Source organism: Chryseobacterium sp. MYb7 (genome assembly GCF_002979455.1).
GTDB lineage: Bacteria > Bacteroidota > Bacteroidia > Flavobacteriales > Weeksellaceae > Chryseobacterium.
Map to the genome: position 1 here is coordinate 19,268 of NZ_PCOU01000020.1, position 24,909 is coordinate 44,176.

Here is a 24,909-nt window from a genome sequence, read left to right on the forward strand (position 1 = left end):
TTCAAATTTAAAAATCATGAAAAAACTAACATTTACATTTTGTATCATCGCTGCGTCTTTTTTTAATCTTTCAAAAGCACAGGTGGGAGGAAACCAAATCTACAGAGACAGAAATAACACTGATTATTCCGTTCCCAGAAATCTCACTGAATTTAACAATACCAATAGTTATTTCACTAACGACTCCACACTGATTGTCAATGTAAAAATATTGATGAACAGGCCTGCAGACCGTTACAAAATAACCCTCGGGCTGAATGAGGAAGCTGACACTCCAAAAATTGCCTTGGAGAATATCAATAAGAGAATCAATGGTTTTATCAAAAGAATATCTTCAATGGGAATCAAAAGTGATGCTATTTTTGTGGATTTTATTTCACAAACGAAAGTCTATGATTACAATATCAATAAAGATTCACAGACAACCATCCAGAAAATGAATGGATTTGAAACCAAGAAAAATATCATTATTACAGTAAATAAGCACTCAATGATTGAAAAGCTGATCTCAGAAGCTTCCGATTTTCAGATTTATGATGTGATCAAAGTAGATTATATCAGCAATGATATTGATACCATTCAGGAAGATCTGCTCAAAGAAGCATATGCTGTTTTTGACAAAAAGAAAGAAAACTATTTTAAACTGTTTAAAAAGGAAATTATCGGAAGCCCTACAGCTACATCAGGCTTTACATATGTTTTCCCTAAAAGCCAATATCAGAATTATACGGCTTTTGAAAGTGCGAATGTTACTTATGGATATGACACCAGATATGTAAAGAAGGAAGAAAGAAAATCAAAAACCTTTTATTATGATGGTACAGATTATACCGGTTTTGATAAGGTCATCAATAATGCTGATTCTGAAGTGGGTATACAATATATCATGAACCTCAGCGTAAAATATGACCTGAAAAAGAATAAAGAGAAATAAAATAAAACTCCTCTTCATCATCTTAACAGCTTAAAGAATTTTAGTGGTTCAAAAGTCTTTTTACCTCGTACTTCTTTTTCCAAAGGCTCACCAAGTGAAAACTCCATTTCACCAAGTCTCCCGGATTCCGGTTTCTGATCTGTGTAATTTTACATCAGAATTAAAAATTTAAAAACAGGAAATTATGAAATTGAAACATTTTTTATTAATCGGAATTTTAACCCTTGGAAGCTTTGTAAATGCTCAGGAAGTAAAGAAAAACGCCATTGAAGTAACGGGCGTTGCCGAAATGGAAGTGGAACCGGATGAAATCATCTTCAGCATCGGGATAAAAGCTGATAATAAAAACGATCTGGCAGATAATGAAAAGAAGTTATTTGATATCTTAAAAAATGCAGGAGTAAAGAACGAGGATATTAAATTCAAATCAATGTATCAGAATATCTATTCTAAAACGGCCAAGTTTTCTAAGAACTATCAGTTTAAAGCCAGCACAAAATCAAGTCTCAGCAAAATCTTTGAAGATCTGAACCAAAAATGGGTAAGCAGCCTGAACATTGCAGAGGTAAAGAATACTAAAATTGCAGATTTCAGAAAAGCAGTGAAGATCAACGCTTTGAAAGCGGCTAAAGAAAAAGCTGATTATTTGTTGGAAAGCATGGGCAAAAAAACAGGAAATGCTCTTGAAATTGTAGAAATAGAAGACTATACCAGCGATATGATCATGCCTGCAGCTTATAAAGGAAGATCTTACGGTGTGCAGGTGGAAATGGCTGATGCTCCGGTAGATTTCTCTTTTGATAATATCGAAAACATCAAGCTGAAATACAGCATCAAAACAAAGTACGAAATCCTTTAAAATAACAGATTTAAAAAGACAGTTCCTTCAGGAGCTGTTTTTTTTTGTTCTATGCTATTCGGTTATTAGGTTTCTGACTGAAAAAGAATATCTGTCTATCCATTAACATCTGGTCAACGGTAAAGGCTTCGACTCCGCTCAGCCTGACAATCCTGACAGTATTGAAAATTACATATTAGATTAGCATTATCACACGGAATATATAACCAGATTCTTCCTTATTTTATCATCCACCAAGTGAAACCTTCTGTTCACCAAGTTTCCCGATTTCCAGCCTTAAATAGGGATAATTTTACTTCAGGAATTTAAAATAATAAACGATGAAACGCTTTTTTTTAATATTAATCACCTTTTCGGTTTCCTTTCTCAAAGCACAGGAAATCAGAAAAGAAATTGAAGTAAAACAGGCCACCATATTTTTACAAGGAGCAAAGGTTTTCGGAAGCACAAATGTGAACCTTCAGAAAGGAAGAAATATCGTGAAGATTATCAACCTTCCCAACAACCTGGATGAGAATACCTACAAAATCAATCTTGAGAAAAATACAACGCTTCTTTCTATTACTCCTCAAAGCAATTTTTTGAAAAACGATGAACTGTCGGAGAATGAAAAAAAGCTTGCAATGGAAACCAAAAAGCTCCAAAGACAAGTCAGCCTGCTGAATATCCAAATCAAAAACCTGACGGGTGAGCAGCATATCATTAATGATAATTTAAAAATTTCCACCAATGATAAATCTACACCGCAAGAACAGCTGATTAAGCTTACTGAGTTTTATAGAAAGAGAATGCTGGAAATTGATAATCAGGTATTTCTTCTGAATGAACAGAAAACTGTTCTGGATGAAAGTATTGCAAAACTCAACAACCAGTCTGCGGAAGAGCAAACCCATAAAAATACCAATCGTAAAGAGCTTCTGCTGGAAATTCTTGCCGATCATGAAACGAATCTGAATCTTGGAGTAAGCTATATTGTTTCCGATGCAGGATGGATTCCTTCTTACGACCTGCGTGCCGAGTCTGTGAAAAAGCCTCTTGAGATGGTTTATAAGGGTAAAATTTATCAGAAAACCGGACAAGACTGGAAAAATGTAAAGCTGTTTGTTTCTACCTACAGACCTTCATACAATCAGGACAGACCGATTTTGTCTCCGCTTTATGTAGCTGAATACACGCCATATAACTCTCAGATGGAAATTGCAGGTTATAAATCTAAAAAAGAAATTTCAGCAGCTAATGCGTATCAGATGAGAGAAGATATTGCTGCAAAACCAAGCCAGATTCCGGTAGCTACAGTTTCTGACAGCCAGATGAATGTGGTTTATGAATTGAATTACAATCAGACCATTGTAAGCCAGGAAAAGGAACAATATGTTATCCTGGATAAAAAACAAGTTGATGCTACCTACAAATACCATACGGTTCCAAAACTTAACAACCAGATATTCCTGATGGCTTTTGTGAAAAACTGGCAAAACCTCAATCTCATCAATGGCGAAGCCAATATTTACTTTGAGGATAATTATATCGGAAAAACCAATATTACAAGCAACTATGTAAAAGATGAATTCCCAATTTCGCTTGGAGTGGATGAAAGAATTACAGTCAAAAGAATCAAGCTTGAAGATAAAACCTCTCAAAAAGCAATGAATTCCAATAAATGGGAAACAGAGTCTTATCAAATCAGCATCAGAAATAATACGAAAGAAAATATTGAACTGGAAGTTCTTGATCAGCTTCCGATCAGCGAAAACTCTAAGATTCTGGTTAAAACATTAGACCTTGGCGGTGGAAGTCTTGATGATAAAACGGGAAGTATCTTGTGGAATAAAAACATAGGTTCTGGCAATTCTGAAAAGATTACTTTCTCTTATGAAGTGAAATATCCTAAAGATATACAGATTCAGTATTATAGCAGATAATGCAAAAGAATATTTCTTTAGAAATTAATTTTTCAGCAACGAATAATCCGGCTATTTGCCGGATTATTTGTGAAATAACATACTCTCTAAAATCATATCATATGTATTAAAAAACCGCTTCTCAGGAAGCGGTAAAACACATTTATTACTATCTGGCTATGATGAAAACGTCAGACAATTAATGAAAAAAAATATTTAATTTTTAATAACTTATCAATTGTATTTTTATCAAATACGTTACCAAATATATTTAAACCTATCAATAAAAAAACATATAAAATGAAATATCAAGCATTTATTAACAAAGGATAATTAATTTTTAACATGTGTTAATAAATAAAGATTTTGATAATTTTTTATAGTAAGTTTATTGATTTTTGATAATAGAAGTATTGGAAATCCATATTTTCTCTTACCTAAATGAGACACTATCCATTTTTCTATTTTATATTAGCTTTATAAAAAACAACAAATGATAAAATCTAATGAATTTACGACAGCTTATTTCGAGCAAAATGATTTTCTCGATGACAGAGATAGGGAGAAGCTGCTTGAGATGGCTCAGCTCGTAACATATCCCATGAATAAAATAGTATTACACAAAGGAGAGCAGATAAGCCAGGTAGGGATCATCCTCAAAGGTCTGATAAGAGTGTATGACAAAAATAACAAAACGGTTTGGCTTGCTTACGAAAATCAGCCGTACGGGTCTATGGAAATTTTAGGTCTTCAGCGTTCTTCTACGGTCACCTATGAAACACTGGAAGAAACAACTATGTTTTTGCTTAATTATATTGAGCTTGAGAATGCAATAATAGAATATCCAAATATCGGAAAACTGCTTTTAATGTATTGGAAAAGCACTGCTATGTCTATTTATGGACATTTTCATTCTTTTCTGACATTAACTCCTGAAGAACGGTATTTACAATTGCTTCAACAAAATTCAAAATTAATTTTACGGGTAAAATCTAAAGATCTGGCAACTTATCTGGGAATGCATCCGGTATCATTAAGTAGATTGAAAAAAAGATATTTTATCCAAAATAAATAGTATTTTACACAAAAGAAAAAGAGGTTCAATTATTTATCGTCCAAATTTAAAATATTTTGACAATGGATGTTTTTTATTTTTCATAAACAAAGAAACCATTTCCATCCCTGTTATGGAAAAGGTGATTCCATTTCCTCCAAAACCCAGAACGAAATAACAGTTTTTAAATTTTTGATGTTCTCCAATATAAGGAAGCCCGTCTTTTGTTTCCCCAAAAGTTCCAGCCCAGACAAAGTCAGTGTAAAAATGGTAATCTGGCTTTATTTTGTTTAAATTTTTCAGAATCTCTTTTTCTTTTTTATGAAGTATAGCGTCACGCTTTTCTGCACCATAAAAATCTTCATCTCCTCCACCTATCAAAAGTCTTCCCTCATCAGTAGTTCTCATGTAGAGATAAGGATCATCAGTATTCCAGACTAATGTACTGCCAATATTTTTAAACTTTTTTCTGTCTATTTCAGAAACAACAGCATACGTACTTTTCAGGTTAACGAAGTTTTCTTTCAAAAGGTTTTTGCTCTCATAACCGATACAGTAAATAATCTTTTTTGCTTTGATCTCAAATCCACTGTCTACTGTAATCAGATTAAAACCTTTACGTTCTTCAACTTTTATCATTTCAGTCTTATCAAATATTTTCAATCCTTTTTTTACATTATGCATGAACAGCTCATGAGCAAACTGAAAGGCATCAATACTGGCACCCTGTTTTGATAAAATTCCGCCATAGGTATTCTCAAATTCAAATTTTTCCAAAATATCCTTTGCTTCCAGCCATTCTACATCGAATCCGTTTTGCTTTCTGGCTTCGTATTCTTTCTTCAGCCATTCTGCATCTTTCTTTTTTGAAGCAAAATACAGTGACTTTTTTCGTTTGAAACCAGCTCTGGACTTAGTCAGTTGTGAAAGCTTTTCCAGCGCATCAATTGCTTCGCTGCAGGCTTTATAACTCAGAACAGCCCCTTTTTCGCCTATTTTTTCTGTCAGTTCATACAAAGGAACATCTATTTCGTACTGGAGCATTGAAGTAGTAGCAGAAGTACTGCCATTGCAAAGTTCTCTTTTATCAATAAGAATAGTGGCAAAGCCATCTTCTATCATCTGATGGGCAATCAGGCTTCCTGTAATGCCACCACCTATGATGAGAACATCGCATTCTTCGTTTGATTTTAATGAAGGATAAGATGCTAATAATCCGTTTTTTAAAAGCCAGAAAGGTTCATTTGATTTTAAATCCATATTGATATTTTACATTTAAAATATCAACATTTATACCTTTTTTAACAATTTTCCATTAAATAATGGTTCAATTATTGTTATTTTTTTAAACTAAACCACCAAAAAAAATATTTATTATGATAACAATTATTCCAGAAGCTCCGGAGAATGTTGCAGCATTTAATGCAACGGGAGAGGTAACGAAAGAGGATTTTGAAAGATTGGTAATTCCGCGTGTAAAAGAGAAGGTAGAGCAATTCGGTGAACTCAACTATTTATTGTATTTGGATACCGACCTGGATAATTTTACTGTGGGTGCATGGCTTGAAGATTTGCTGTTAGGATTGAAAAATCTTACCAACTGGAATCGTTCAGCTATTGTTACGGATAAAGAAGGGATCCGTGATTTTACCAGTATTTTTAGTGTTCTGATGCCGGGCGAGTTTAAATCTTTCCCAAAAGAAAATTTATACAATGCTCTCTATTGGTGCAAAAACGGAGATGAAGTAGAGGCATAAAACTTATCTTATAAAAAATCGCCTGTTTCAGTACGAGACAGGCGATGTTATTTTTAAATATTACTCATTTATTTATCGCATGACACACATTCAGCAGCCACTTCTTCTTCATTTTGAGCTTTTGAACCGTACAGGTACATATATCTACTACTTATAACCAGTCCAATAAAGGTCATCCCCACTCCTACCAATGATGGATAGTTGAATGAGTAGCCATATTCTAAAGGAATTCCGCCAAGGAAAGCCCCCATTGCATTGGCAATATTGAAACCTGCCTGCATAAAAGCAGCAGCCATCATTTCACTTTTCGGGGCAGCTTTCATCATCATAATATTGATAGGCGAAGCTATAGACATGGACAAAGCACCGCACATAAATGTCAGTACCAGAGCAATATTTTTATATTCCGCAAGGAAGAAAACGCCTCCAAGAGAAATCATCATCAGGAAGATCAGCAATGCACAGGTTTTTTCTGGTCCCAATTTATCTGAAACAATACCTCCAACCAGATTTCCTACTACCATTCCTGCTCCGGCAAGAACCATCACGTAAGCCATCTGGCTGCTGTTGATTCCGGCAACAATGGTCATTAATGGTGTAATATAGCTTAACCATGTGAACAATCCTCCAAACCCTATCGCTGTAATGGCCAATACCAGCCATGATTGTTTATTTTTAAGGAATTTCAACTCTTCCATGAAATGGGTATTCTGATTGGACTCCATTGCAGGAAGCCATAGCTTTAAAAATAAGATGGCAAAAAGTCCAATAACTGCCACGATAGCAAAATACAGCCTCCAATGGAAGGTATGCCCGATGTAGGTGACCAGAGGTACCATTGCAAGGTTGGCAACCGTGAGCCCCGTAAACATCATGGATATATAAAAGGCTTCTTTTCCCTTTCCAGCCATTCTTGAAGCTACTACTGTTCCTACTCCAAAGAACGCTCCATGAGGAAGTCCGGACATAAAACGGATCACCAACATGCTGTTGTAACCCGGAGCAATAGCCGAAAGACCATTAAATAATGTAAAAAGGATCATGAAAGCCATCAGAACTTTTTTGGGCGGAAATTTTACGGAATATCCAATCAAAATTGGAGCTCCGATAACAACTCCCATTGCATAAGCAGAAATCAAATGTCCTGCTTGAGGAATCGTGATCTGCAATGTTTTGGCAATATCCGGCAACAGTCCCATAACGGTAAATTCCGTAGTTCCTATCCCTAAACCACCTATGGCCAGTGGTATTATTCTTTTATCAATCTTCATTGTATCTAAATCTTTTTCTGAATTAATTTTGTTTCAATTAAAGGATCACCTGAGTGTCTTTATTTTGAAAGTGCAAAAATCGAAAGAAAGTTTGAATTTCACTCCTCTTTGAATGATAAAAATTTGCTCCATATTAACCTTTTTATGTAATTTTAAATTCAGAAACAATCAAATCAGGACAAAATGAAAATCCAGAAAGAAATTATTGAGTTTGAAAAAGGGAAATCATTCAAACTATTTGCCCCTTCTCTGAAAAACTGTTTTTTCTGGCATTATCATCCGGAAATTGAACTTGTATATGTAGAAGCAGTGAATGGAATCCGGCATGTTGGAAAAAATATCTCGGGTTTTACAGACAGTGATCTTTTGCTTATTGGTTCCAATGTACCTCATCTTAATTTTGATTATGGTATTCAGACCGAATGCAAGCAGCTTGTATTGCAGATGCGGGAAAGCTTCCTTCAGGATATCATTCTTCCGGTTCCTGAATTTGAAAATATTAAAAACCTTTTGGAGCGTTCATATCTTGGACTTTCATTTTCCGGAGAAACGAAGAACACAGTAGTAGAAAAGTTGCAGCTCATTAAAGATAAAAATTCCTTTGAATCTCTAATGGGATTGATTGAAATTCTGCAAATCCTCGCCGATTCCACCGAAGTAAAAGAACTCAATAAGGAAGATACCCGAATTAAGTGGTTTCTGAATGATAAAATAAGAATGGGAACCATCTACGATTATATTCACGAAAATTACGACAGAAAACCCAATGTAAATGAAGTGGCTAAAGTGGTGAGCCTTAGTACACCTGCTTTCTGCCGGTATTTTAAAAAGCAGACAAATATGACCTTTACAGATTTTGTCAACAATTATAGAATCAATCAGGCTAAAATATTCCTGCTGAAAGATCAGTCTGTGACAGAAGTTTGTTTTCAGGTAGGTTTTGAAAGTCTTTCTTATTTTAATAAATTATTCAAACAGCATACGGGAGAAACCCCTTCTGAATTTAAGAAGAAACATTTCAGACCGATTGAAATTAATGGAAGAATTGGCGTGATTACTAAGGATACGGCTTGTAATAAATAAATTTTGGCTAAAACCTGATGATTATTTAATATTTTAAGCGGACTAAAGTCCGCTGCTATTGATTCTTTGGTGAGTATTGTATAAACCACCCCGTCAAAAATTCTTTGAATTTTTGCCACCCCTCCGAGGGAGGGGAATGATGGAAGCCGTTATTGTAAAGGTTGCCCTCCGATCCTAACCCCTATAGCCTGCTACCTATCATCTGCCACTTGCCACCTAAAAAACAAAAAACCGTTCATTTCTGAACGGTCTGTATTTTTAGTGAATATGTTTTTCTGCGTGGTAAGAACTTCTTACTAGTGGAGAACTTTCAACGTGTCTGAAACCTAGGCTTCTTGCAAAATCTCCGAACTCATCAAATTCTTCAGGTGTGATAAATTTCTTTACCGGAAGATGTTTTTTAGTCGGCTGCAGATATTGGCCAAGTGTAATCACATCTACGTTGGCATTTCTGATATCTTCGATAGTCTGGAAAACCTCATCTCTCGTTTCACCTAATCCAAGCATAACCCCTGTTTTGGTTCTTCTTTGTCCGGCTTCTTTCAAATATCTTAATACTTCAAGGCTTCTTTCATATTTTGCCTGGATTCTCACTTCTCTGGTCAGACGTTTTACGGTTTCCATGTTGTGAGAGATCACTTCCGGAGCTACATCTACCAATCTGTCAAGGTGTTTTGTAAGCCCTTGAAAATCTGGTATCAGAGTTTCCATCGTAGTTCCCGGAGAAATTCTTCTTACAGCATTTACTGTTTCGCCCCAAAGAATAGATCCCATATCTTTCAGATCATCACGGTCTACAGAAGTAAGAACAGCGTGTTTGATCTTCATTAATTTGATGGATCTTGCCACTTTTTCAGGTTCGTCCCAGTTTACGTCAAGCGGTTTTCCTGTTTTTACGCCACAGAATCCACAGCTTCTTGTACAGATATTTCCTAAAATCATGAAAGTAGCTGTACCTTCACCCCAACATTCTCCCATGTTCGGGCAGCTTCCGCTTTGGCAAATTGTATTTAATTTATATTTATCAACCAATGTTCTCAGCTCTCTGTAATTCTTTCCGGTAGGAAGTTTTACGCGGATCCATTTTGGTTTTTGAACGGTAGTGTCTTGAACTGAATTTTCCATTTCTAAAATTGAAGTTCAAAGTTAAGGATTTTTTAATGGAAAACATCAACCGGATATATTGATGAAACTTATAATTCAAAATTTCATTTGTATATTTATCTCTTCAAAATATCTTTATGAGAAAAATATTCTTCCTTTTATCTGCTATATACGGAACATTTTGCCTTGCCCAAAAACAATTTCAACCTGCAGGTTCTTCGATCATTGAAATGGTAGATGGTGATCTTGATGGTGATAAAATTCCTGAAAAAGTAATTATTTACAATACAAAGGATACTACTGATATGGGAAACATCCGTGAAATCCAGATTCTGAAAAAAGTTAGCGGAGCATGGGCTGTCCTTGAAAAATCCAGAAATGCAGTTATGGAAAGCAATGGCGGAGGTATGATGGGTGATCCTTATGGAGAAACAAAAATAGAAAAGGGTATTCTTATTATTTCTCAAAATGGCGGAAGCAGCTGGAAATGGGATGTTACAGATAAATATAGATTTCAGAACGGGCATTTTGAACTTATAGGAACCTCCTCTACTTCGGGAAGACCCGGTGATTACTGGAAAGAAGTAGACTTCAATCTTTCAACAGGGCAATTAAACTATTCAAAAGAGGTAGAAAATACAGCTGAATATGGTAAATCTTTAAAGGAAACTTATATTAAAAAGGGACTTAAGATCAATCTGCAAAACAGAAATCAGGAAAAACAGCAAAAAATAATTCTTCCGAAAACAAAAGAGGAAGTTTATTTTTAAATTAAGATTGTAAGATTTAGGTTTTGGCTAAAACCAATTTTGAATTTGTATTTTTTAGTAAACGGGTTAAAACCCGTTTCTATTGAATAGGATTTATTGAATTTAATTATCATCAAACTCATTATTTTTCAACAGTTCGGCTAAGACTTTTTTGGCACGCATTACACGTACCTTGGTATTGGCAACGGAAATCCCCAGTTCATCCGCAATTTCTTTGATGCTTTTTTCTTCAAAAAATCTCAGCTTGATAATATCCTGATAGTTGGCATCCAGGGATTCTATTGCTTTGATGATTTTCTTTTGCTCTTCTTCAGAAATCAGAAGTTCCTCCGGAGATTTGGCATATTGATTTTTGACTTCATCCAGATTTTCAACAGTGTCTTCGTTCTCGCGGTTCTTTTTTCGCCAAAAATCAATAACCGTATTTTGGGCAATGGTAAGAATCCAGGTCTTGAGCTGAAAATGAGGATCGAACATATCCAGCTTCGACAATACTTTTGAAAAAACATTCACAGTGATTTCATCGGCATCATTTTCATCCCTCACTTTTTTCATGACAAAAGAGAAAACGTCCACCCAAAAAACATTAATGAGTTTAGTCTGGGCCTTCTGATCTTTATCCTTGGCCTTCTGTATGAGCAGGAATAGCTGTTCGTCGTTCATTAATAACAAATATAGATTATTTGAGGTGAAAAAACAAAGGGGTAAAAAGGTTAATCTGTTCTATTTGTAAAGTGACCGGATAAAAAGTTTTTGGGATATTCTTATTTTGCATTCCTACCCTTTCGTCCTTTTGCTTTTTTACGCTTAATACTTCTGAATTTACTATCTTTGCATCTTAAAATTTTAAAGTTAAAAATCAATGAATTCCTTTATAGAAGAACTGAAATGGCGTGGTCTATTTGCCGATATGATGCCAGGAACCGATGAACAACTGAATAAAGAGGTAACTACTGCATATATTGGTTTTGATCCTACAGCCGATTCTTTACATATCGGAAGTCTTATCCAGATAAAAATTTTAGCACACTTCCAGCTGCATGGGCACAAGCCAATTGCTTTGGTAGGAGGTGCTACAGGAATGATCGGAGACCCTTCCGGAAAATCTGCTGAAAGAAACCTTCTGGATGAGGAAACTCTTTTACACTATGTTGACTGTCTAAAGAACCAGCTTTCAAAATTCTTAAATTTTGAAGGGAATGAGCCCAACAAAGCTGAATTAGTGAACAACTACGACTGGATGAAGAATATTTCTTTCCTTGATTTTGCTAAAAATGTCGGGAAGAATATCACCGTCAACTATATGATGGCTAAAGATTCTGTGAAGAAAAGATTCTCAGGAGAATCGGGTGCAGACGGGATGAGTTTTACAGAATTCACGTACCAATTAATCCAGGGATATGATTTCCTTCACTTATACCAAAACAACAATGTAAAGCTGCAAATGGGAGGTTCTGACCAGTGGGGAAATATCACTACAGGAACAGAATTGATCCGTAGAAAAGCTCAGGGTGAAGCTTTTGCTTTAACTGTTCCTTTGATTACGAAAGCAGACGGTTCCAAATTCGGAAAGTCTGAAAGCGGAGAAAATTATTGGTTGGATAAAAAGAAAACATCACCATACAAATTCTATCAGTTCTGGCTGAATGCTACTGATGAAGATGCTGAAAGATTCATCAAGTTCTATACTTTCTTAGAAAAAGAAGAAATTGAAGCTTTAATTGAAGAGCACAAAACAGCTGCCCATGAAAGAAAACTGCAAAAGAAACTGGCAGAAGAAGTAACGGTTTGGGTACATGGAAGAGAAGAGTATGAAAAAGCACTGAAAGCTTCTGAAATTCTTTTCGGACGTTCTACTGCTGAAGATCTGGTAAGCCTTGATGAGGAAACATTCCTTGAAGTTTTTGACGGAGTTCCTCAAAAAGAAATTGCAAAAGCTGATGTTTTGGGAGTGAATATTGTTGATCTTCTTTCTGAAAAATCAGGCTTTTTAAAATCTAAAAGTGAAGCTCAAAGAGAGATCAAAGGAAACTCAATCTCTATAAACAAGCAAAAAGTAAACGATACTTTTACAGCCAATGAAACGGATCTTATCGATGGCAAATTCTTATTGCTGCAAAAAGGTAAGAAGAGTTACTTTATTGTGAAGGTAAATTAATACTATTATATATAAAAAAGCAAAAAAATAATCCTGATTTTTCAGGATTATTTTTTTATAATAGATGTATTATTTAATTTAATTTTCTTCAATACCTCTCCTATTTTTTGTATTCCTTTCCTTTTTTTAAAATTACCATTAAATTCATAACGAGCTTCAGCGCTAGGAATCAGCCCTATATCTTTTACTTCTTTTACCAAAACACCATCTACATAAATTTGCACTTTTAATGTAGAAGAAATGTCTGTACCATTTGCTTTTGCCTTAATATGCATAGGTATAGCCCATTTATGTTTTCTCGGAACCGCTATACTTGTTTCAGAGAATTCACCACTCGTCCACGTAGTGCCACTAATTCCATTAATAGATATATTCTTTGTTTCTCCTGAAACATGATTTGCATAGCTAATAATAGTGATGGCAGCTCCCTCAGATGCTTCTACTTTATAATACCATTTATGTGCTATTTTCTGTTCAATTTCATCTTCATTACTCTTACAAGAAGTTACTGAAACAAATAAACTTCCTAGTAATAAAGGAAGAAATACTGCTATGATATTTTGAAATACTTTTTTCTGTGTTATCATTTCATTTTATGTAATTGGTGTTAATCAAAAATAATGTAATACTATTCAATAAGTACATTAATATCATTTGATTTTTATAACATAAGAGCCCTATAATAAGACTCTTATGTTAAATTATTTTAATAGTGATCTAGTTTAATTAACCTTAAACTCAACATCATAATCTGCCCTGGACGTAAGAGCTTTTCCGGTTGTTATCACTTCCTTTTTCAAAACACCATCCACATAAATCTGGACTTTCAGTGTAGATGAAGTATTTGCACCGATTGCATCTGCAATAACAGTTTTGGTCCAATTAACACTTTCTCCTACACGTAATCGATTTGTTTCCGTAATTTCAGGACTTGTCCATGTAGTACCACTAACATCTATTTGATTAACCTCCCCTTTTCCATTATGAGTTATATGTGTAATATTAGACCCTGCAGATGCTTCTGCCTTAAACATTATTTTATGGGCTACTTCATATTTTTCTTCCTCACCATGGCAAGAAGTTACTACAGCAAACAAACCTATTAGTAATAAAGGAAGAAATGCTACTGCAATTTTTTGAAATACTTTTCTCTGTTTTGTCATTTTTTTAAATTATATTTAGTTGGTACCTACAAAACAGCCTTTTAATAATTTTATTACAGAGGTCTTTTTTAAAAAAACTTATAATTATAGATTAGAAATCTGAAATAAACTTTGTACTGTTTATAAAATTCATTAAAAACATATTCCATAAAAAACAAATACATATTATTATGGAATTTTATAGAATATTAAAATAATATTAAAAACTAAAAACATGATTACAATCATGTTTTATAAAACTAAAGCCGTGAAATAGATTCACGGCTCTTTTGAGAAAGTTACCATTTTTTAAAAACTTGCTGTCACTGCTGACATCGTATAGGCTATGAAAAAACTGATTTGTATTGAAAATAATAATAGAGTTTAAAATTTATAAGTAAGCCCGGCTTTCCCTCCTGAAGCTATAGATCCTCCCCCCAATTCTACATGTACAGCAAGATTTTTGGTAAAAAAATATCTGCCTCCGATTTGTCCTGCAAAACCAACTCCTGAAGACTTCCCGTCAAAATAATCGAAATCAGATCCGTTATATTTATAGGAAAAAGAATTGTAGGCTAAGGTAGCTCCGGCATATACATCCCATTTATTTGGAATTTTAAGCAAGGTATTGAAATGATAGTTTCCATTTGCCCCTACTCCAAACCAACTCCCCTTAATGTCTCCTGAGTATTTTTCAGTTGCATAGCTTCCTTCTATTCCTACTGTAATATCATTGTGTATAGCGTAATCTACTCCCACAGAAACGGGAAGTCCCCATCCGTTAGCTACTCCTATATCCACATTGATTTGGGCTTCTCCTTTCTGTATTCTCTGTGCATGCATGCTCCCAAAAAGGGAAATCATTCCCAGGATAAAGATTCTCTTTTTCATTCTTAATAGTTTATTTTTTGTTATTGTCTGTTCTGCAAAACTATCAGTGAATTCCACAGAACACAACCCTTAAAAAGACGTATTTTTTTCTACCGATTTTTAGGTATATCATAACATTCACTAAAACTGTATATTTGAAAATACAGACCTAAAATCATAATTTCCAGGTTTATAATATAATTGATGATTTTAATTTTATAATTTTAGGTGGTCTTTCTATGTTTGAATTATCAACAATTATATTGTTAAAGAAATGATCAATAAATATTTGCTTTTACTTCTATTTACTTTGGGAGCACCGTATGTATATGCTCAAAGCTCATATTTTTATTATCTTGAAAAAAAGAACAGTAATTTTGACAGTTTGGTTACAGCTGCTAATCATGAAACTGTAGACACCGTAAAAGCCCTAAAATCCTACCAGATAGCTGCTACTTATTTTACAAGGCAGGATTTAGAGAATTATAATAAATATGTAAAACAGGGTTTAGAAAGTTCCTCCAAAAGTCAGATATACAAAGATATTGGATTATACTATCAGGCTCTCATCCACTTTACAAAACCTGATTTTGCTGCTCTTCTTGAAAAAGATTTTATCCCCGCTGAAGCTGCACTAAAAAAATATAGAAGTACTGAAGCTAAAAGAATAAGAATCATTATGTTTCAAAATTTGTCTCTGTTAAAAGTAATGCAGACCAAAGAAACGGAAGCCATGAATCTTATTATTAACAAGGCCATTCCTATTGCAATATCTATTGGGGATAATGAACTTATAGGTGGTTTGTATAAAAATGTTGCCCTTCTGTTTTATAACTCCCATGACTTTTCAAAAGCAATAGAATACTGTAATCTGGCAGAATTATTTTTAAGCAAATTAAAAAAGCACACTCCCCAATCTAATGGTATAATGGGAGAAGTTCTTTTACTGAAAGCAGAATGTCTGATGAGAAAGGATAAACTACCAGAGGCAAAAATAGAATTGAATAAAACCTACTCAATCATTAAAAACTATCCGGAATCTAATTTTAACTCATTATATTTAAGCAATTTGGGCTATTATCAGATGAAGCAAAAAAATTATCCTGAAGCGCTTAAAACTTTTGATTTAGGTCTACAAAATGCAGAAAAATATAAAAACACCAATATTACGGAAAGGATAAAGCTGTTTAAGCACCAAATCTATCAAGAGCTTAAAAATTTTAAGCAATCGAATAACATTTTAAAAGAAGTCTATCAAAAAACCTCATATAAAAGAACAAAACAGGAGGTTATGAGGGAATTTTTTAAAAATTACACTGCATTAAAGGATACTGCCAAAGCCAATCTCTATGCTACAGAATATATTAATTCTCTGGATAGCATTAATAACATCAGCATTCATAAAAACATTGCCCTTCTGGAAGCTAAATACAGAAAAGCTGAAGATGAGAAAAAAATTGCGTGGCTGTATACTGAGAAGGCAAAGAAACAGATGGAAGTAAGCAAAAAAAACTCGTATTTATGGCTATTAAGTCTTGCCTTATTATCTTTCATCGGTCTTCTTATTTTTCTATATATCATTTACAGAAAAAATAAAAAACTATCTGAGCAAAAGGAAATCAATCTTCAGCAAAAGATAGAAGATATTAAACAAAAAGAAGAATTATCGCTTACCAAAGCAATCCTTGATGGTGAAGAAAGAGAAAGAGAGCGTATTGCCAGAGATCTTCACGATGGCCTTGGCGGTATGCTTGCCGGAGTTAAGATTAATTTTTCAGTCTGGTCTTCCGGTCACCTTAATCCGGAAAAAGATCAGGAGTTTTATAAGATTTTAGGACAACTTGACAACTCTGTAAGTGAGCTCCGGCATGTAGCCAGAAACTTAATGCCTGAATCACTTCTTAATTTTGGTCTGGAAACCGCTTTACATGACCTGTGTGAATTTTACAACAGAAAAAACCTGGAAATTGATTTCCAGGCCATTGATATTGACAAGGCATTACCTTTAAATATCCAGCTTAATATCTACAGAATCGTACAGGAACTATTGGCCAATGCTATAAAACATGCTGAAGCAAGCAGCATCTTGCTTCAATGCTCACAATCCGGTGAAAGTTTTCTGATCACAATTGAAGATAACGGAAAAGGCTTTGATAAAAATATAGAAAAAACCACCAAAAGTATGGGGCTTCGCAACCTGAAAAACAGGGTCAATTATCTGAAAGGAAAAATGGAAATCAATTCTGATCATCAGGGAACAACAATTAATATAGAACTCAACATCCATGGAGAATGAAAAAATAAATATCGTTATCGTAGATGATCATCCTATTGTGATCGAAGGGCTAAGAATGATGCTGAAAAGCCAGCCTTTCTTTCATGTGGCCGGAAGTTTTACATCGGGGGAGGAAACACTCAGCTATATCCGGTCACAAATGGTGGATATTATTCTCCTTGATATTACACTGCCCGATGCTAATGGAACAGAACTTTGCAGAGAAATAAAAAAAATATCCCCCGATACTTCAGTGATTATGTTCAGTAACCGCTCGGAAAGAAGCATTATCATGCAATCTATACAAAATGGAGCGAGTGGCTATCTTCTAAAAAATACTTCTATTGATGAACTTGTCATCTGTATCCGGGGAGCTCTTTCCGGAGATATTGTTTTCTGTAATGAAACCAAGCAAATCATCAGCCGTCCTTCTCAAAATGACATGCCGATTCCCCGGCTCACCAAAAGAGAAAAACAGATCCTGCAAATGGTAGCAGAGGGAAAAACGAGTAATGTGATTGCTGAAGAGTTGTTTCTGAGTCCGCTTACTGTAGATACTCACCGCAAGAATCTCCTACAAAAATTTCAGGTAAAAAACTCTACTGAACTTATCAATCGGGCAATACAGCAACGGATGATTGAAGAATAAAAAAATCCGTCTCAAAATTGAGGCGGATTTTTTATATCAATAATTAAAATAATTTTATGGCTCTAAGAAACTGTAATCGATAGAGGCTACTAATACCCCTTTACCTTTTTTCTTAACTGTTCTGGCAATTTCTCCATCTATGTAAAGATTGATTGTCAATTCAGAATTATCATCCGGCATTGATGCATTAGCATCAAGATTCAACTGTGCCTGGCTGGAATTTACAAAGAATTCCCCACTTGTCCATGGTGAAGTTACCGGTGATTGTGGCGTATTGTAGATCGTATTCTGAGCTGTACCTACTTGTGTTACAACACTTATAATATTTCCTCCGGCTGTTGTTTTTACTTCGAATTGAACAACATGATCCTTGAATTCTTCATCGTCATCTTTTTTACAAGAATTGACAACGGTAATTACAGAAAATAATAAAACGAATAAAAAAGAAAGTCTAAGTAAACTTTTTGAATTGTAAAATTGCTTCATTTCTCCAAATAGATTTTTTAATGTTTCAAATATAAGTTTTTTATTAATATAAAAATAACTTTTATGAAAATTTTCCAATAAAGATTTCCAAATAATATCAAATCAACAAAAATAAAAACACATCTCAAAAATCCAAAAATACACTCCGAAGAATCAATCATTAAACATACAGTATTTCCTTCCGAAGTTCATTGTATGAATAATAAAAGTTAAGATTCTGCATGTAATTTAATTATCTTTGCTGTATGAATTTAGATTATCTAGTAAGAGAGCCGGAAAATATTACTTCCCAAACTCCCATTCTTTTTATGCTTCATGGCTATGGCAGTAACGAGCAGGATCTTTTCAGTTTTAGGGAAACTCTTCCTAATGACTGGATTATTGTAAGTTTCAGAGCTCCGCGTGATACTCAATTTGAAGGATACTCCTGGTATGATATTAATTTCAATGATCCTGAAAACTTTATTGATGTTCCTCAGGCAAAGGAATCTTTAGATGCAGTTCTGGAAAACATATTAAAAATCATCAACCACTATGGTCTTATGGAAAGCAAAGCTCACCTTTGCGGCTTCAGCCAGGGAGGAATATTGTGTTATGCTTTAGCGTTAAAACATCCTGAACTTTTTAATCGTATTGCCTGCCTAAGCAGCTATCCTGAAGAGAAAATTCTGGATGGTATTGTAAAAGATAAAAAGAAACTGGAGGGACTTCGCTTCTTCATTTCGCATGGTACTGATGATGCTGTGATTCCACTTGAATGGGGAAGAAAAGCAGCGGATCTTCTTTACGATCTTAGCTGTTACTTCACTTTCAGAGAATATATGAGCGGGCATGGCGTCAATCAGAAGAATTATATGGATCTGATGGAATTCTTTTCCAAATAAACAGATACCAATTTGAAATAAATCCAAAGAAAAACGCTACTTCATTGTAGTTTATATAAACATTCCAGCTTTTGGAATGTTTTTTTTTATCATAAAGATAATTTCAGTAAATTCAGTAAATGAAATTTAAATTGCTTTTACTGGGATTATTTCTAAGCATTTTTATAAATGCCCAGAATTCTTTTGAGTTGATTAATACTAAAAAAGCGGTTATCCCTTTTCAGTTTATCAATAATCTTATCTTTATTCCCATCAATGTCAATGGTGCGGAGCTTACCTTTTTGCTGGATACCGGAGTCTCGGAAACGATCCTTTTCAGTCTGGAAGATAAGGAACTCAAACTGAGCAATGTTGAAAAAGTTAAATTTTCAGGATTGGGAGGAAGTCGAAGTATTGATGGTTTAAAATCTGACCATAATATGGGTAAAATAGGGAATGTCATGGTGAATACTTCCATGTCTCTTTATATTATTATTGACGAAGAATTTAATATTTCGCCTCACGTAGGAATACCTGTCAATGGAGTTATCGGATATCATTTTTTCAAAGATCACCCTATTTATATAGATTATACATCGAAGAAGATCACCGTATATGAAAGTGCCGATCTTCTGGAAAAGAAAACGAGAAGATTTGAAGAATTTCCAATCACTATTGAGAAAGATAAACCTTACCTATATGGCGGTGTAGAGATGACGAATGAAAAGAAAGATTCAAAACTGCTGATTGATCTTGGAAATAGCGATGCCATCTGGCTCTTCCCTACCCTTATTAAGAATTTTGTTTATAACAGACCTAATATTGATGATTTTCTGGGTCGTGGTTTCAACGGAGATATTTATGGCAAAAGAAGCCGTATCCATAATTTTTATCTTGGAAAATATAAGTTTGAAAAACCTCTTACCGCCATGCCTGATGAATTTTCTATCCAGCATGTCAATTTAGTGGAAAACAGAAAAGGTTCCATAGGTGGAGAAATTATGCGAAGGTTTACGGTAATCTTTGATTATGCCAACAAAAAGCTCTATTTGAAGAAAAACAAATATTTTGATGATCCTTTTCATTTTAACATGAGCGGACTGGATTTTAAGCAGGACGGACTGGAATGGAAGGAAGACAGAGTAAAAATTGAGACCCAAAAATCTGCTATGGTATCCACTGAAGTTTATAAAGATGCTTTTCAGTATAAATTCAGTTTAAAACCCATATTTTCCATTGCCGGGGTAAGAAAAGATTCTCCCGCTTATAAAGCTGGTCTGCAAAAAGATGACAGAATTTTAAGCATCAATGGAGACCAGACCTCGGATATGACGCTGGAAAAAATAGTAGAACTCATGAAATCCAATGAAGGCAGAAATATTAATATGCTCATTCAAAGAAAAACTCAAAAACTTACCCTGAGTTTCGCTTTGGAAGATCCTATACCTTATCAAGAATAACAATATGAATACTGAAGAAAGCACCCTAGACAGAATAAGAACCAGACCCAGATTTAAAATGTTTACTCATCTTACCAAAGAAGAGTATGCTGAAAGTTTGAAAAAATATATGGAAGAGCATAAAGATCAATTTTCAGGCAATATCAATAAAGAAGTTGCTACCATCTGGGTGAAAACAGCATATGACAATTACTGGAAGCCCCGCCTTGCTTTACGGGTTGAGATGGAAGATGAACATACAGCAATACGCGGAGTATTTGGACCAAGTTCAGCGGTGTGGACATTCTTTATGTTCCTGTATTTTTCCTTTTCTATTCTCTGGATGACTTTCTTCACCATGTATTATGTGGAAAAACAAATAAAAAGCGCTGAATACCCTTGGGCACTGAGCGCTTCTTTTATCATGCTATTTTTTATTCTTCTTACTTATATCGCCGCCAGATTCGGACAGCATAAAGGAAAAGAAGAAATGCTTAAATTGAGACAGTTTGCTGAAGAATCTACTCTTCAGTTTGAAAAGAAAATTAGTTAGACTGAGGTTCTATAGGCTTTTCATTTTGGATAGGTGTTGCCGCTGCTCTAGCCGCTTTGATGGAATCTGCTACTTTTTCTCTGTTACTTTGTTCTTTCAGCATTTTCGGAACCTCAGGTTCAAGAAGCTTAGTTAATTCTTCAACAGAAATATTATTAGCATTAGGGTCATCCAGAAGTTTTCTCCACGGTTTTCTTCCGCCCCATTTATAATCCCCGAATACCATTACCGCTGTACCTCTGGCTTTTGTAGTAGCACCTCCGGGATTCAGGATCCAGGTATCTGCATAAGAATACAGCCATTTCGCATCTTTTCTCAGCAATCGCAGACAAGAGTGTGAAGCAGGATATCCGGGAAGTGTATATTCATGCCATCCGATACCTCCTAAATTATGAATATTAAAGTTATAAGGAAGCTTCCATTCGCTGCTCACAGTAGAAATAGCCAGCTCTTTTTTCCAGTTGGCAAAAGTAAGTCCTCTGGTCGTCTGAGCTGCTTTTTTACCCATACTGGTTGGTCCCCATTTCACAAGGCTACCGTTGGAATAAACTCCAAAAGCCTGAATAGGATATGAGAATATGACAAATTTTTTCACCCCGCTCAATACATCCAGCTGCATCGGAAATGGTGAATATGCCATTAATGTTGTATCTATTTTGGCCGGAACAACCAATGTATCGGCATTCCATTTACTTTTAGAATCCAATCTGTTCAATGCTAAAATAGCAGTACGCTCTCCTACACTGTATTTTTTACTGTATTCTGCGTAGATAGAATCTCTCATCTTTTTATCCTTTGGAAGAACAAAAGCATTATAAAAACCATTTTCCTGCATCACAGGCGGAACAGATTCTTTTTTTACCACAGGAACAGAATCTTTCTTTATTGAATCCTTTTCTGCCTCCTGAACTTCGGAAGAAGAAACAGTATCTTTAAAAGTATCACTTATTTTCTCTATTTCCTTTTTACAGGAAACAAGGAACAAAGTGCATAAAAAGGCATAAATAAAGGATTTTTTCACAGATATGTTTTTCATAAATAAATTGGCCGTTTAGTTTGGCTACCCAGTACAAATATCAGACCTAAAATCGAATCCTAAAAGAGATTGTTAAAAATACCGTAAAAAAACGGAGGTTTCATCACTATAAATGAGGAGTTATAGTATATGATATTTAAAATTTCATAGATTTTAAAGGTGTTTTCAGATGCTGACCAGAAACATTATTCTTCTGTCTGTTCTTCTGTAGCAATCCATTCTAAATTCCCGTTTTTACCATAACGGTAGATGTCCTGATGCCACCTTGCTCCTCCCCTGCATCCAGTTGTTAAAAGTTTTTTCTTTTTGTCAACAGTTACATCGCATAGACAAGAACAACTTGAGTGGGAATAATCCGGTTCTTTAAGCTTTTCAAAACGTTTACTTTGCGTATGATACAGATATATATCAAATATTCTGTAAACGCCCATTCCCTCATCAGGAACAGAGAATGCAATGTCATCGTAACCATCAAAATTGTAATCCTCAATGATGCTTTGTCTGGCAAAAGAAGGTTTATCCGGAGACGGAAGTTCTATTGCAGTTTTCTTACCATCAGGATAAGCAATGGTAAAATGATTATTATAAGAATGATTAAACGCTAATACAGCACCATGCAGGAGATACCTGTCACTTCCGTCGTACTTTTCGCCCTCTACCATTCCCAGCATAAATTTTCTGTTGTCTTTTGCTCTGGTATAGGTGATGTTTGAAGCACTATCATCTATCATTTCGAGTGTATAGAACCCATTGATGTTCCCTCCGATCATTTCATTCCAGACATAATAATGAATGTCCGGCTCCCCGTCTCTTCTCCCATCTGTATCTACTTGAAAGCTTTTTATCTGTAAAGGAATGATTTCTTTCTTCCCCGAATATTGCACAAATGCGCCTTTACCTTGCACTCCGTAATACAGCTTCAGTCTGAACTCTTTTGCTTCTCCCACAGATTTCAGGGTAAAAGGCTGTGCTGAGACCAGCACAGAAATCATGATTAAATAGAATAAAAACAAGTTTTTCATCATCATCAGTTTATATAAAAAGATCCAACACAAATCTTACAATCCATAAAAACACAATCAAAAGAAGTATGAAAAACTGAACTTTATTCACATTTTTATTCCCGAATTTCCATACCAGAATCCTGTCTATGATAATCACCAGCAATAAAGGAACTAAACCGAACAGAATATACATTCCGAATAAGGCATCAGGTGCTGATGATCCATTCATCAGAACAATAGCAGCAATCAATCCCGTAATCATGGCGATGATTCCTGCAATAAAAAAGAGGGTCCAGTTTTGAAATTGTTTTTTCATGAATATCAAATATCATTGATGAGTTGTCATGAAACACATATTGAATCTTTCGTAATAAAAATATCCAAAAATCCAGACATACGGCTTATAATTATTAGCTAAAATAACGATAACTACTTAATATACAAAACCGGAAAAACCCATGAAAAACTGCTCAGAATTAACATCTTACTCATCAGGTTGATATTTAATAATTTGTTAAAGAAGCTGTGCGCATATTATCTATAATTTTGGCAAAATATCAGTTATCATGTTATATATCATTATGGTAGTTGTACTACAGGCACTTATCACCATTACTTTACTGATGTCCCTTATCAAAAACAGGGAATCTGTACTGAATATGCTGTTATTGTATATCGGAGTCGTTACACTGGATATGGGCTATGAATATTTCATCATTCAGAAATTCGGTTATGAATCTGTTCTTTATGAAATCCCGGGGAGTCTTCGTGTGTTCAAAGGGCTTATTTTTCTTTACATCACGACACATCTGATTCAGGCAAAATGGAGAGATAAGCTCAAATACCTGATTATTCCGCTAACATTAGTCGTTATTCATCATGCCATTGCTATTTCTGCAAAGATGCTTGACTTTTCGTGGGCAGATCTGGCGATTAAAAGCTATAAATCCTACTTTGTTTATTACAGTTATTATTGGATTGCATGTCTTGTCGTATGTATTTACCTGCTTACAAAGTATCGCAAAAATATTACTCATCCGGCAGCCCGTAATTTCCGTTATCTGGTTTGTTATGTATTGACGGGTGTATTACTTTTCTGGACCGTTTATCAACTAGGTTGGGATACTTTAGTCTATCAGAAGATCTATAGTCTCTTATTTCTGTTCCAGTTCGGGTGGATTTTGTACGTTTATATTTTAACGTACCAGCACAAACTGCAGGAACACCAGAATACATCACAGTTTACCATTCCTAAAGAAACATATCAGTATAAAGACCTTTCAAAAATAGATTTTGAGGCTGTACAAAATGCCATTACCTCTTTCTACAAGGAGAGTCATGATTATCTTGACGAGGAGTTTACTTTAGACCAGCTTTCCGGCTATCTGAAAATAAGCAAAGCCGATTTAAGCATCACATTTAATAAGCATCTTCATTCCAATTTTCACGAATATACCAACAGAAGCCGTATTCAGCACTTTAAACAGATCTTGCTGGAAGATCCTTCAGCCAGTGTTACGGATCTCGCATTTCAATGTGGTTTTAAATCCAAATCTACTTTTTATAAATATTTTAAAAAAGAATTCCACTGTCTTCCCTCTCAGCTTGTTCATTAGTTACAATTATTTAATATTAGCAACTTGTTGATTTACAATACAGTTCACCTCGAACTCAAGATAAGAAGTTGTATAAAATTTAAAT

The 24,909-nt window shown here is 34.7% G+C and carries 25 protein-coding genes; 14 read left to right on the top strand and 11 right to left on the bottom strand.

Going from position 1 to position 24,909, the window contains the following annotated elements:
- The first annotated feature begins 16 nt into the window (after window positions 1-16).
- The 4 genes from CQ046_RS15655 to CQ046_RS15670 all read left to right on the top strand — a co-directional run bounded on the left by CQ046_RS15655 (window position 17) and on the right by CQ046_RS15670 (window position 4,769).
- A complete protein-coding gene (locus tag CQ046_RS15655) occupies window positions 17-934 on the top strand; it encodes an SIMPL domain-containing protein (RefSeq protein ID WP_105703182.1) in 918 nt (305 codons plus the stop codon).
- Window positions 935-1,118: 184 nt separating this feature from the next.
- Complete coding sequence (locus CQ046_RS15660; protein WP_105703183.1) at window positions 1,119-1,793, top strand: SIMPL domain-containing protein; 675 nt, start codon at window positions 1,119-1,121, stop codon at window positions 1,791-1,793.
- Window positions 1,794-2,113: 320 nt separating this feature from the next.
- Window positions 2,114-3,715 carry a DUF4139 domain-containing protein gene (locus CQ046_RS15665; RefSeq protein ID WP_105703184.1) on the top strand — a complete coding sequence of 534 codons (1,602 nt, stop codon included), beginning with the start codon at window positions 2,114-2,116 and terminating at the stop codon, window positions 3,713-3,715.
- A gap of 472 nt (window positions 3,716-4,187) precedes the next feature.
- The gene (locus tag CQ046_RS15670; RefSeq protein WP_105703185.1) at window positions 4,188-4,769 is read left to right on the top strand and encodes a Crp/Fnr family transcriptional regulator; all 582 of its coding nucleotides are present in this window, start codon (window positions 4,188-4,190) and stop codon (window positions 4,767-4,769) included.
- A 33-nt stretch (window positions 4,770-4,802) separates the two neighbouring features.
- Here the strand turns inward: CQ046_RS15670 and CQ046_RS15675 are convergent, their stop codons facing one another.
- On the bottom strand, window positions 4,803-6,008 hold the full coding sequence (locus CQ046_RS15675; protein WP_105703186.1) for an NAD(P)/FAD-dependent oxidoreductase: 1,206 nt from the start codon (window positions 6,006-6,008) through the stop codon (window positions 4,803-4,805).
- A gap of 116 nt (window positions 6,009-6,124) precedes the next feature.
- Here CQ046_RS15675 and CQ046_RS15680 point away from each other — a divergent pair, with 116 nt between their 5' ends.
- Window positions 6,125-6,505, top strand: coding sequence for an STAS/SEC14 domain-containing protein (locus tag CQ046_RS15680; protein ID WP_034692101.1), 381 nt, complete (start codon window positions 6,125-6,127; stop codon window positions 6,503-6,505).
- Window positions 6,506-6,573: 68 nt separating this feature from the next.
- Here the strand turns inward: CQ046_RS15680 and CQ046_RS15685 are convergent, their stop codons facing one another.
- Complete coding sequence (locus CQ046_RS15685) at window positions 6,574-7,776, bottom strand: MFS transporter (protein ID WP_105703187.1); 1,203 nt, start codon at window positions 7,774-7,776, stop codon at window positions 6,574-6,576.
- Window positions 7,777-7,959: 183 nt separating this feature from the next.
- On the opposite strand from CQ046_RS15685, the gene CQ046_RS15690 reads away from it, so the two are divergent.
- Window positions 7,960-8,859 (top strand): AraC family transcriptional regulator, encoded by a 900-nt coding sequence (locus tag CQ046_RS15690; RefSeq protein ID WP_105703188.1) that lies wholly within the window; start codon window positions 7,960-7,962, stop codon window positions 8,857-8,859.
- A gap of 258 nt (window positions 8,860-9,117) precedes the next feature.
- On the opposite strand, the gene lipA is transcribed toward CQ046_RS15690, so the two are convergent.
- Window positions 9,118-9,984, bottom strand: a complete 867-nt coding sequence (lipA, locus tag CQ046_RS15695; protein WP_103293508.1) for a lipoyl synthase — start codon at window positions 9,982-9,984, stop codon at window positions 9,118-9,120.
- 116 nt (window positions 9,985-10,100) lie between these two features.
- On the opposite strand from lipA, the gene CQ046_RS15700 reads away from it, so the two are divergent.
- On the top strand, window positions 10,101-10,733 hold the full coding sequence (locus CQ046_RS15700; protein ID WP_105703189.1) for a hypothetical protein: 633 nt from the start codon (window positions 10,101-10,103) through the stop codon (window positions 10,731-10,733).
- Between the two features lie 102 nt (window positions 10,734-10,835).
- On the opposite strand, the gene CQ046_RS15705 is transcribed toward CQ046_RS15700, so the two are convergent.
- The gene (locus CQ046_RS15705; protein ID WP_105703190.1) at window positions 10,836-11,396 is read right to left on the bottom strand and encodes an RNA polymerase sigma factor; all 561 of its coding nucleotides are present in this window, start codon (window positions 11,394-11,396) and stop codon (window positions 10,836-10,838) included.
- 199 nt (window positions 11,397-11,595) lie between these two features.
- On the opposite strand from CQ046_RS15705, the gene tyrS reads away from it, so the two are divergent.
- The gene (tyrS, locus tag CQ046_RS15710) at window positions 11,596-12,891 is read left to right on the top strand and encodes a tyrosine--tRNA ligase (protein WP_105703191.1); all 1,296 of its coding nucleotides are present in this window, start codon (window positions 11,596-11,598) and stop codon (window positions 12,889-12,891) included.
- A gap of 47 nt (window positions 12,892-12,938) precedes the next feature.
- On the opposite strand, the gene CQ046_RS15715 is transcribed toward tyrS, so the two are convergent.
- The 3 genes from CQ046_RS15715 to CQ046_RS15725 all read right to left on the bottom strand — a co-directional run bounded on the left by CQ046_RS15715 (window position 12,939) and on the right by CQ046_RS15725 (window position 14,924).
- Window positions 12,939-13,478, bottom strand: a complete 540-nt coding sequence (locus tag CQ046_RS15715) for a hypothetical protein (protein ID WP_105703192.1) — start codon at window positions 13,476-13,478, stop codon at window positions 12,939-12,941.
- A gap of 135 nt (window positions 13,479-13,613) precedes the next feature.
- Complete coding sequence (locus CQ046_RS15720; RefSeq protein WP_105703193.1) at window positions 13,614-14,054, bottom strand: hypothetical protein; 441 nt, start codon at window positions 14,052-14,054, stop codon at window positions 13,614-13,616.
- A gap of 363 nt (window positions 14,055-14,417) precedes the next feature.
- The gene (locus CQ046_RS15725) at window positions 14,418-14,924 is read right to left on the bottom strand and encodes an outer membrane protein (protein WP_105703194.1); all 507 of its coding nucleotides are present in this window, start codon (window positions 14,922-14,924) and stop codon (window positions 14,418-14,420) included.
- A gap of 253 nt (window positions 14,925-15,177) precedes the next feature.
- Between CQ046_RS15725 and CQ046_RS15730 the strand changes: the two genes are divergently transcribed.
- Together CQ046_RS15730 and CQ046_RS15735 are read left to right on the top strand one after the other, a co-directional pair.
- Window positions 15,178-17,199, top strand: a complete 2,022-nt coding sequence (locus CQ046_RS15730) for a sensor histidine kinase (protein ID WP_105703195.1) — start codon at window positions 15,178-15,180, stop codon at window positions 17,197-17,199.
- Window positions 17,189-17,827, top strand: coding sequence for a response regulator (locus CQ046_RS15735; RefSeq protein ID WP_105703196.1), 639 nt, complete (start codon window positions 17,189-17,191; stop codon window positions 17,825-17,827). Before CQ046_RS15730 ends, CQ046_RS15735 begins: the two co-directional genes overlap by 11 nt.
- Window positions 17,828-17,881: 54 nt before the next feature.
- Here CQ046_RS15735 and CQ046_RS15740 read toward each other — a convergent pair whose 3' ends face one another.
- Complete coding sequence (locus tag CQ046_RS15740; RefSeq protein ID WP_228406974.1) at window positions 17,882-18,313, bottom strand: hypothetical protein; 432 nt, start codon at window positions 18,311-18,313, stop codon at window positions 17,882-17,884.
- Window positions 18,314-18,558: 245 nt separating this feature from the next.
- Here CQ046_RS15740 and CQ046_RS15745 point away from each other — a divergent pair, with 245 nt between their 5' ends.
- The 3 genes from CQ046_RS15745 (at window position 18,559) to CQ046_RS15755 (ending at window position 21,168) form a co-directional block, all read left to right on the top strand.
- Window positions 18,559-19,197 (top strand): alpha/beta hydrolase, encoded by a 639-nt coding sequence (locus CQ046_RS15745; RefSeq protein WP_105703198.1) that lies wholly within the window; start codon window positions 18,559-18,561, stop codon window positions 19,195-19,197.
- A 119-nt stretch (window positions 19,198-19,316) separates the two neighbouring features.
- Window positions 19,317-20,636 (top strand): PDZ domain-containing protein, encoded by a 1,320-nt coding sequence (locus CQ046_RS15750; RefSeq protein WP_105703199.1) that lies wholly within the window; start codon window positions 19,317-19,319, stop codon window positions 20,634-20,636.
- 4 nt (window positions 20,637-20,640) lie between these two features.
- Window positions 20,641-21,168 carry a hypothetical protein gene (locus tag CQ046_RS15755; RefSeq protein WP_105703200.1) on the top strand — a complete coding sequence of 176 codons (528 nt, stop codon included), beginning with the start codon at window positions 20,641-20,643 and terminating at the stop codon, window positions 21,166-21,168.
- Here the strand turns inward: CQ046_RS15755 and CQ046_RS15760 are convergent.
- The 3 genes from CQ046_RS15760 to CQ046_RS15770 all read right to left on the bottom strand — a co-directional run bounded on the left by CQ046_RS15760 (window position 21,161) and on the right by CQ046_RS15770 (window position 23,524).
- Window positions 21,161-22,204 carry a L,D-transpeptidase gene (locus tag CQ046_RS15760; RefSeq protein ID WP_185126198.1) on the bottom strand — a complete coding sequence of 348 codons (1,044 nt, stop codon included), beginning with the start codon at window positions 22,202-22,204 and terminating at the stop codon, window positions 21,161-21,163. The two genes, CQ046_RS15755 and CQ046_RS15760, sit on opposite strands and share 8 nt — an antisense overlap.
- 185 nt (window positions 22,205-22,389) lie before the next feature.
- Window positions 22,390-23,226 carry an XAC2610-related protein gene (locus CQ046_RS15765; protein ID WP_123906635.1) on the bottom strand — a complete coding sequence of 279 codons (837 nt, stop codon included), beginning with the start codon at window positions 23,224-23,226 and terminating at the stop codon, window positions 22,390-22,392.
- A gap of 10 nt (window positions 23,227-23,236) precedes the next feature.
- Window positions 23,237-23,524 (bottom strand): hypothetical protein, encoded by a 288-nt coding sequence (locus CQ046_RS15770; RefSeq protein ID WP_105703202.1) that lies wholly within the window; start codon window positions 23,522-23,524, stop codon window positions 23,237-23,239.
- A 250-nt stretch (window positions 23,525-23,774) separates the two neighbouring features.
- On the opposite strand from CQ046_RS15770, the gene CQ046_RS15775 reads away from it, so the two are divergent.
- Complete coding sequence (locus tag CQ046_RS15775) at window positions 23,775-24,824, top strand: AraC family transcriptional regulator (RefSeq protein ID WP_105703203.1); 1,050 nt, start codon at window positions 23,775-23,777, stop codon at window positions 24,822-24,824.
- Window positions 24,825-24,909 lie beyond the last annotated feature (85 nt).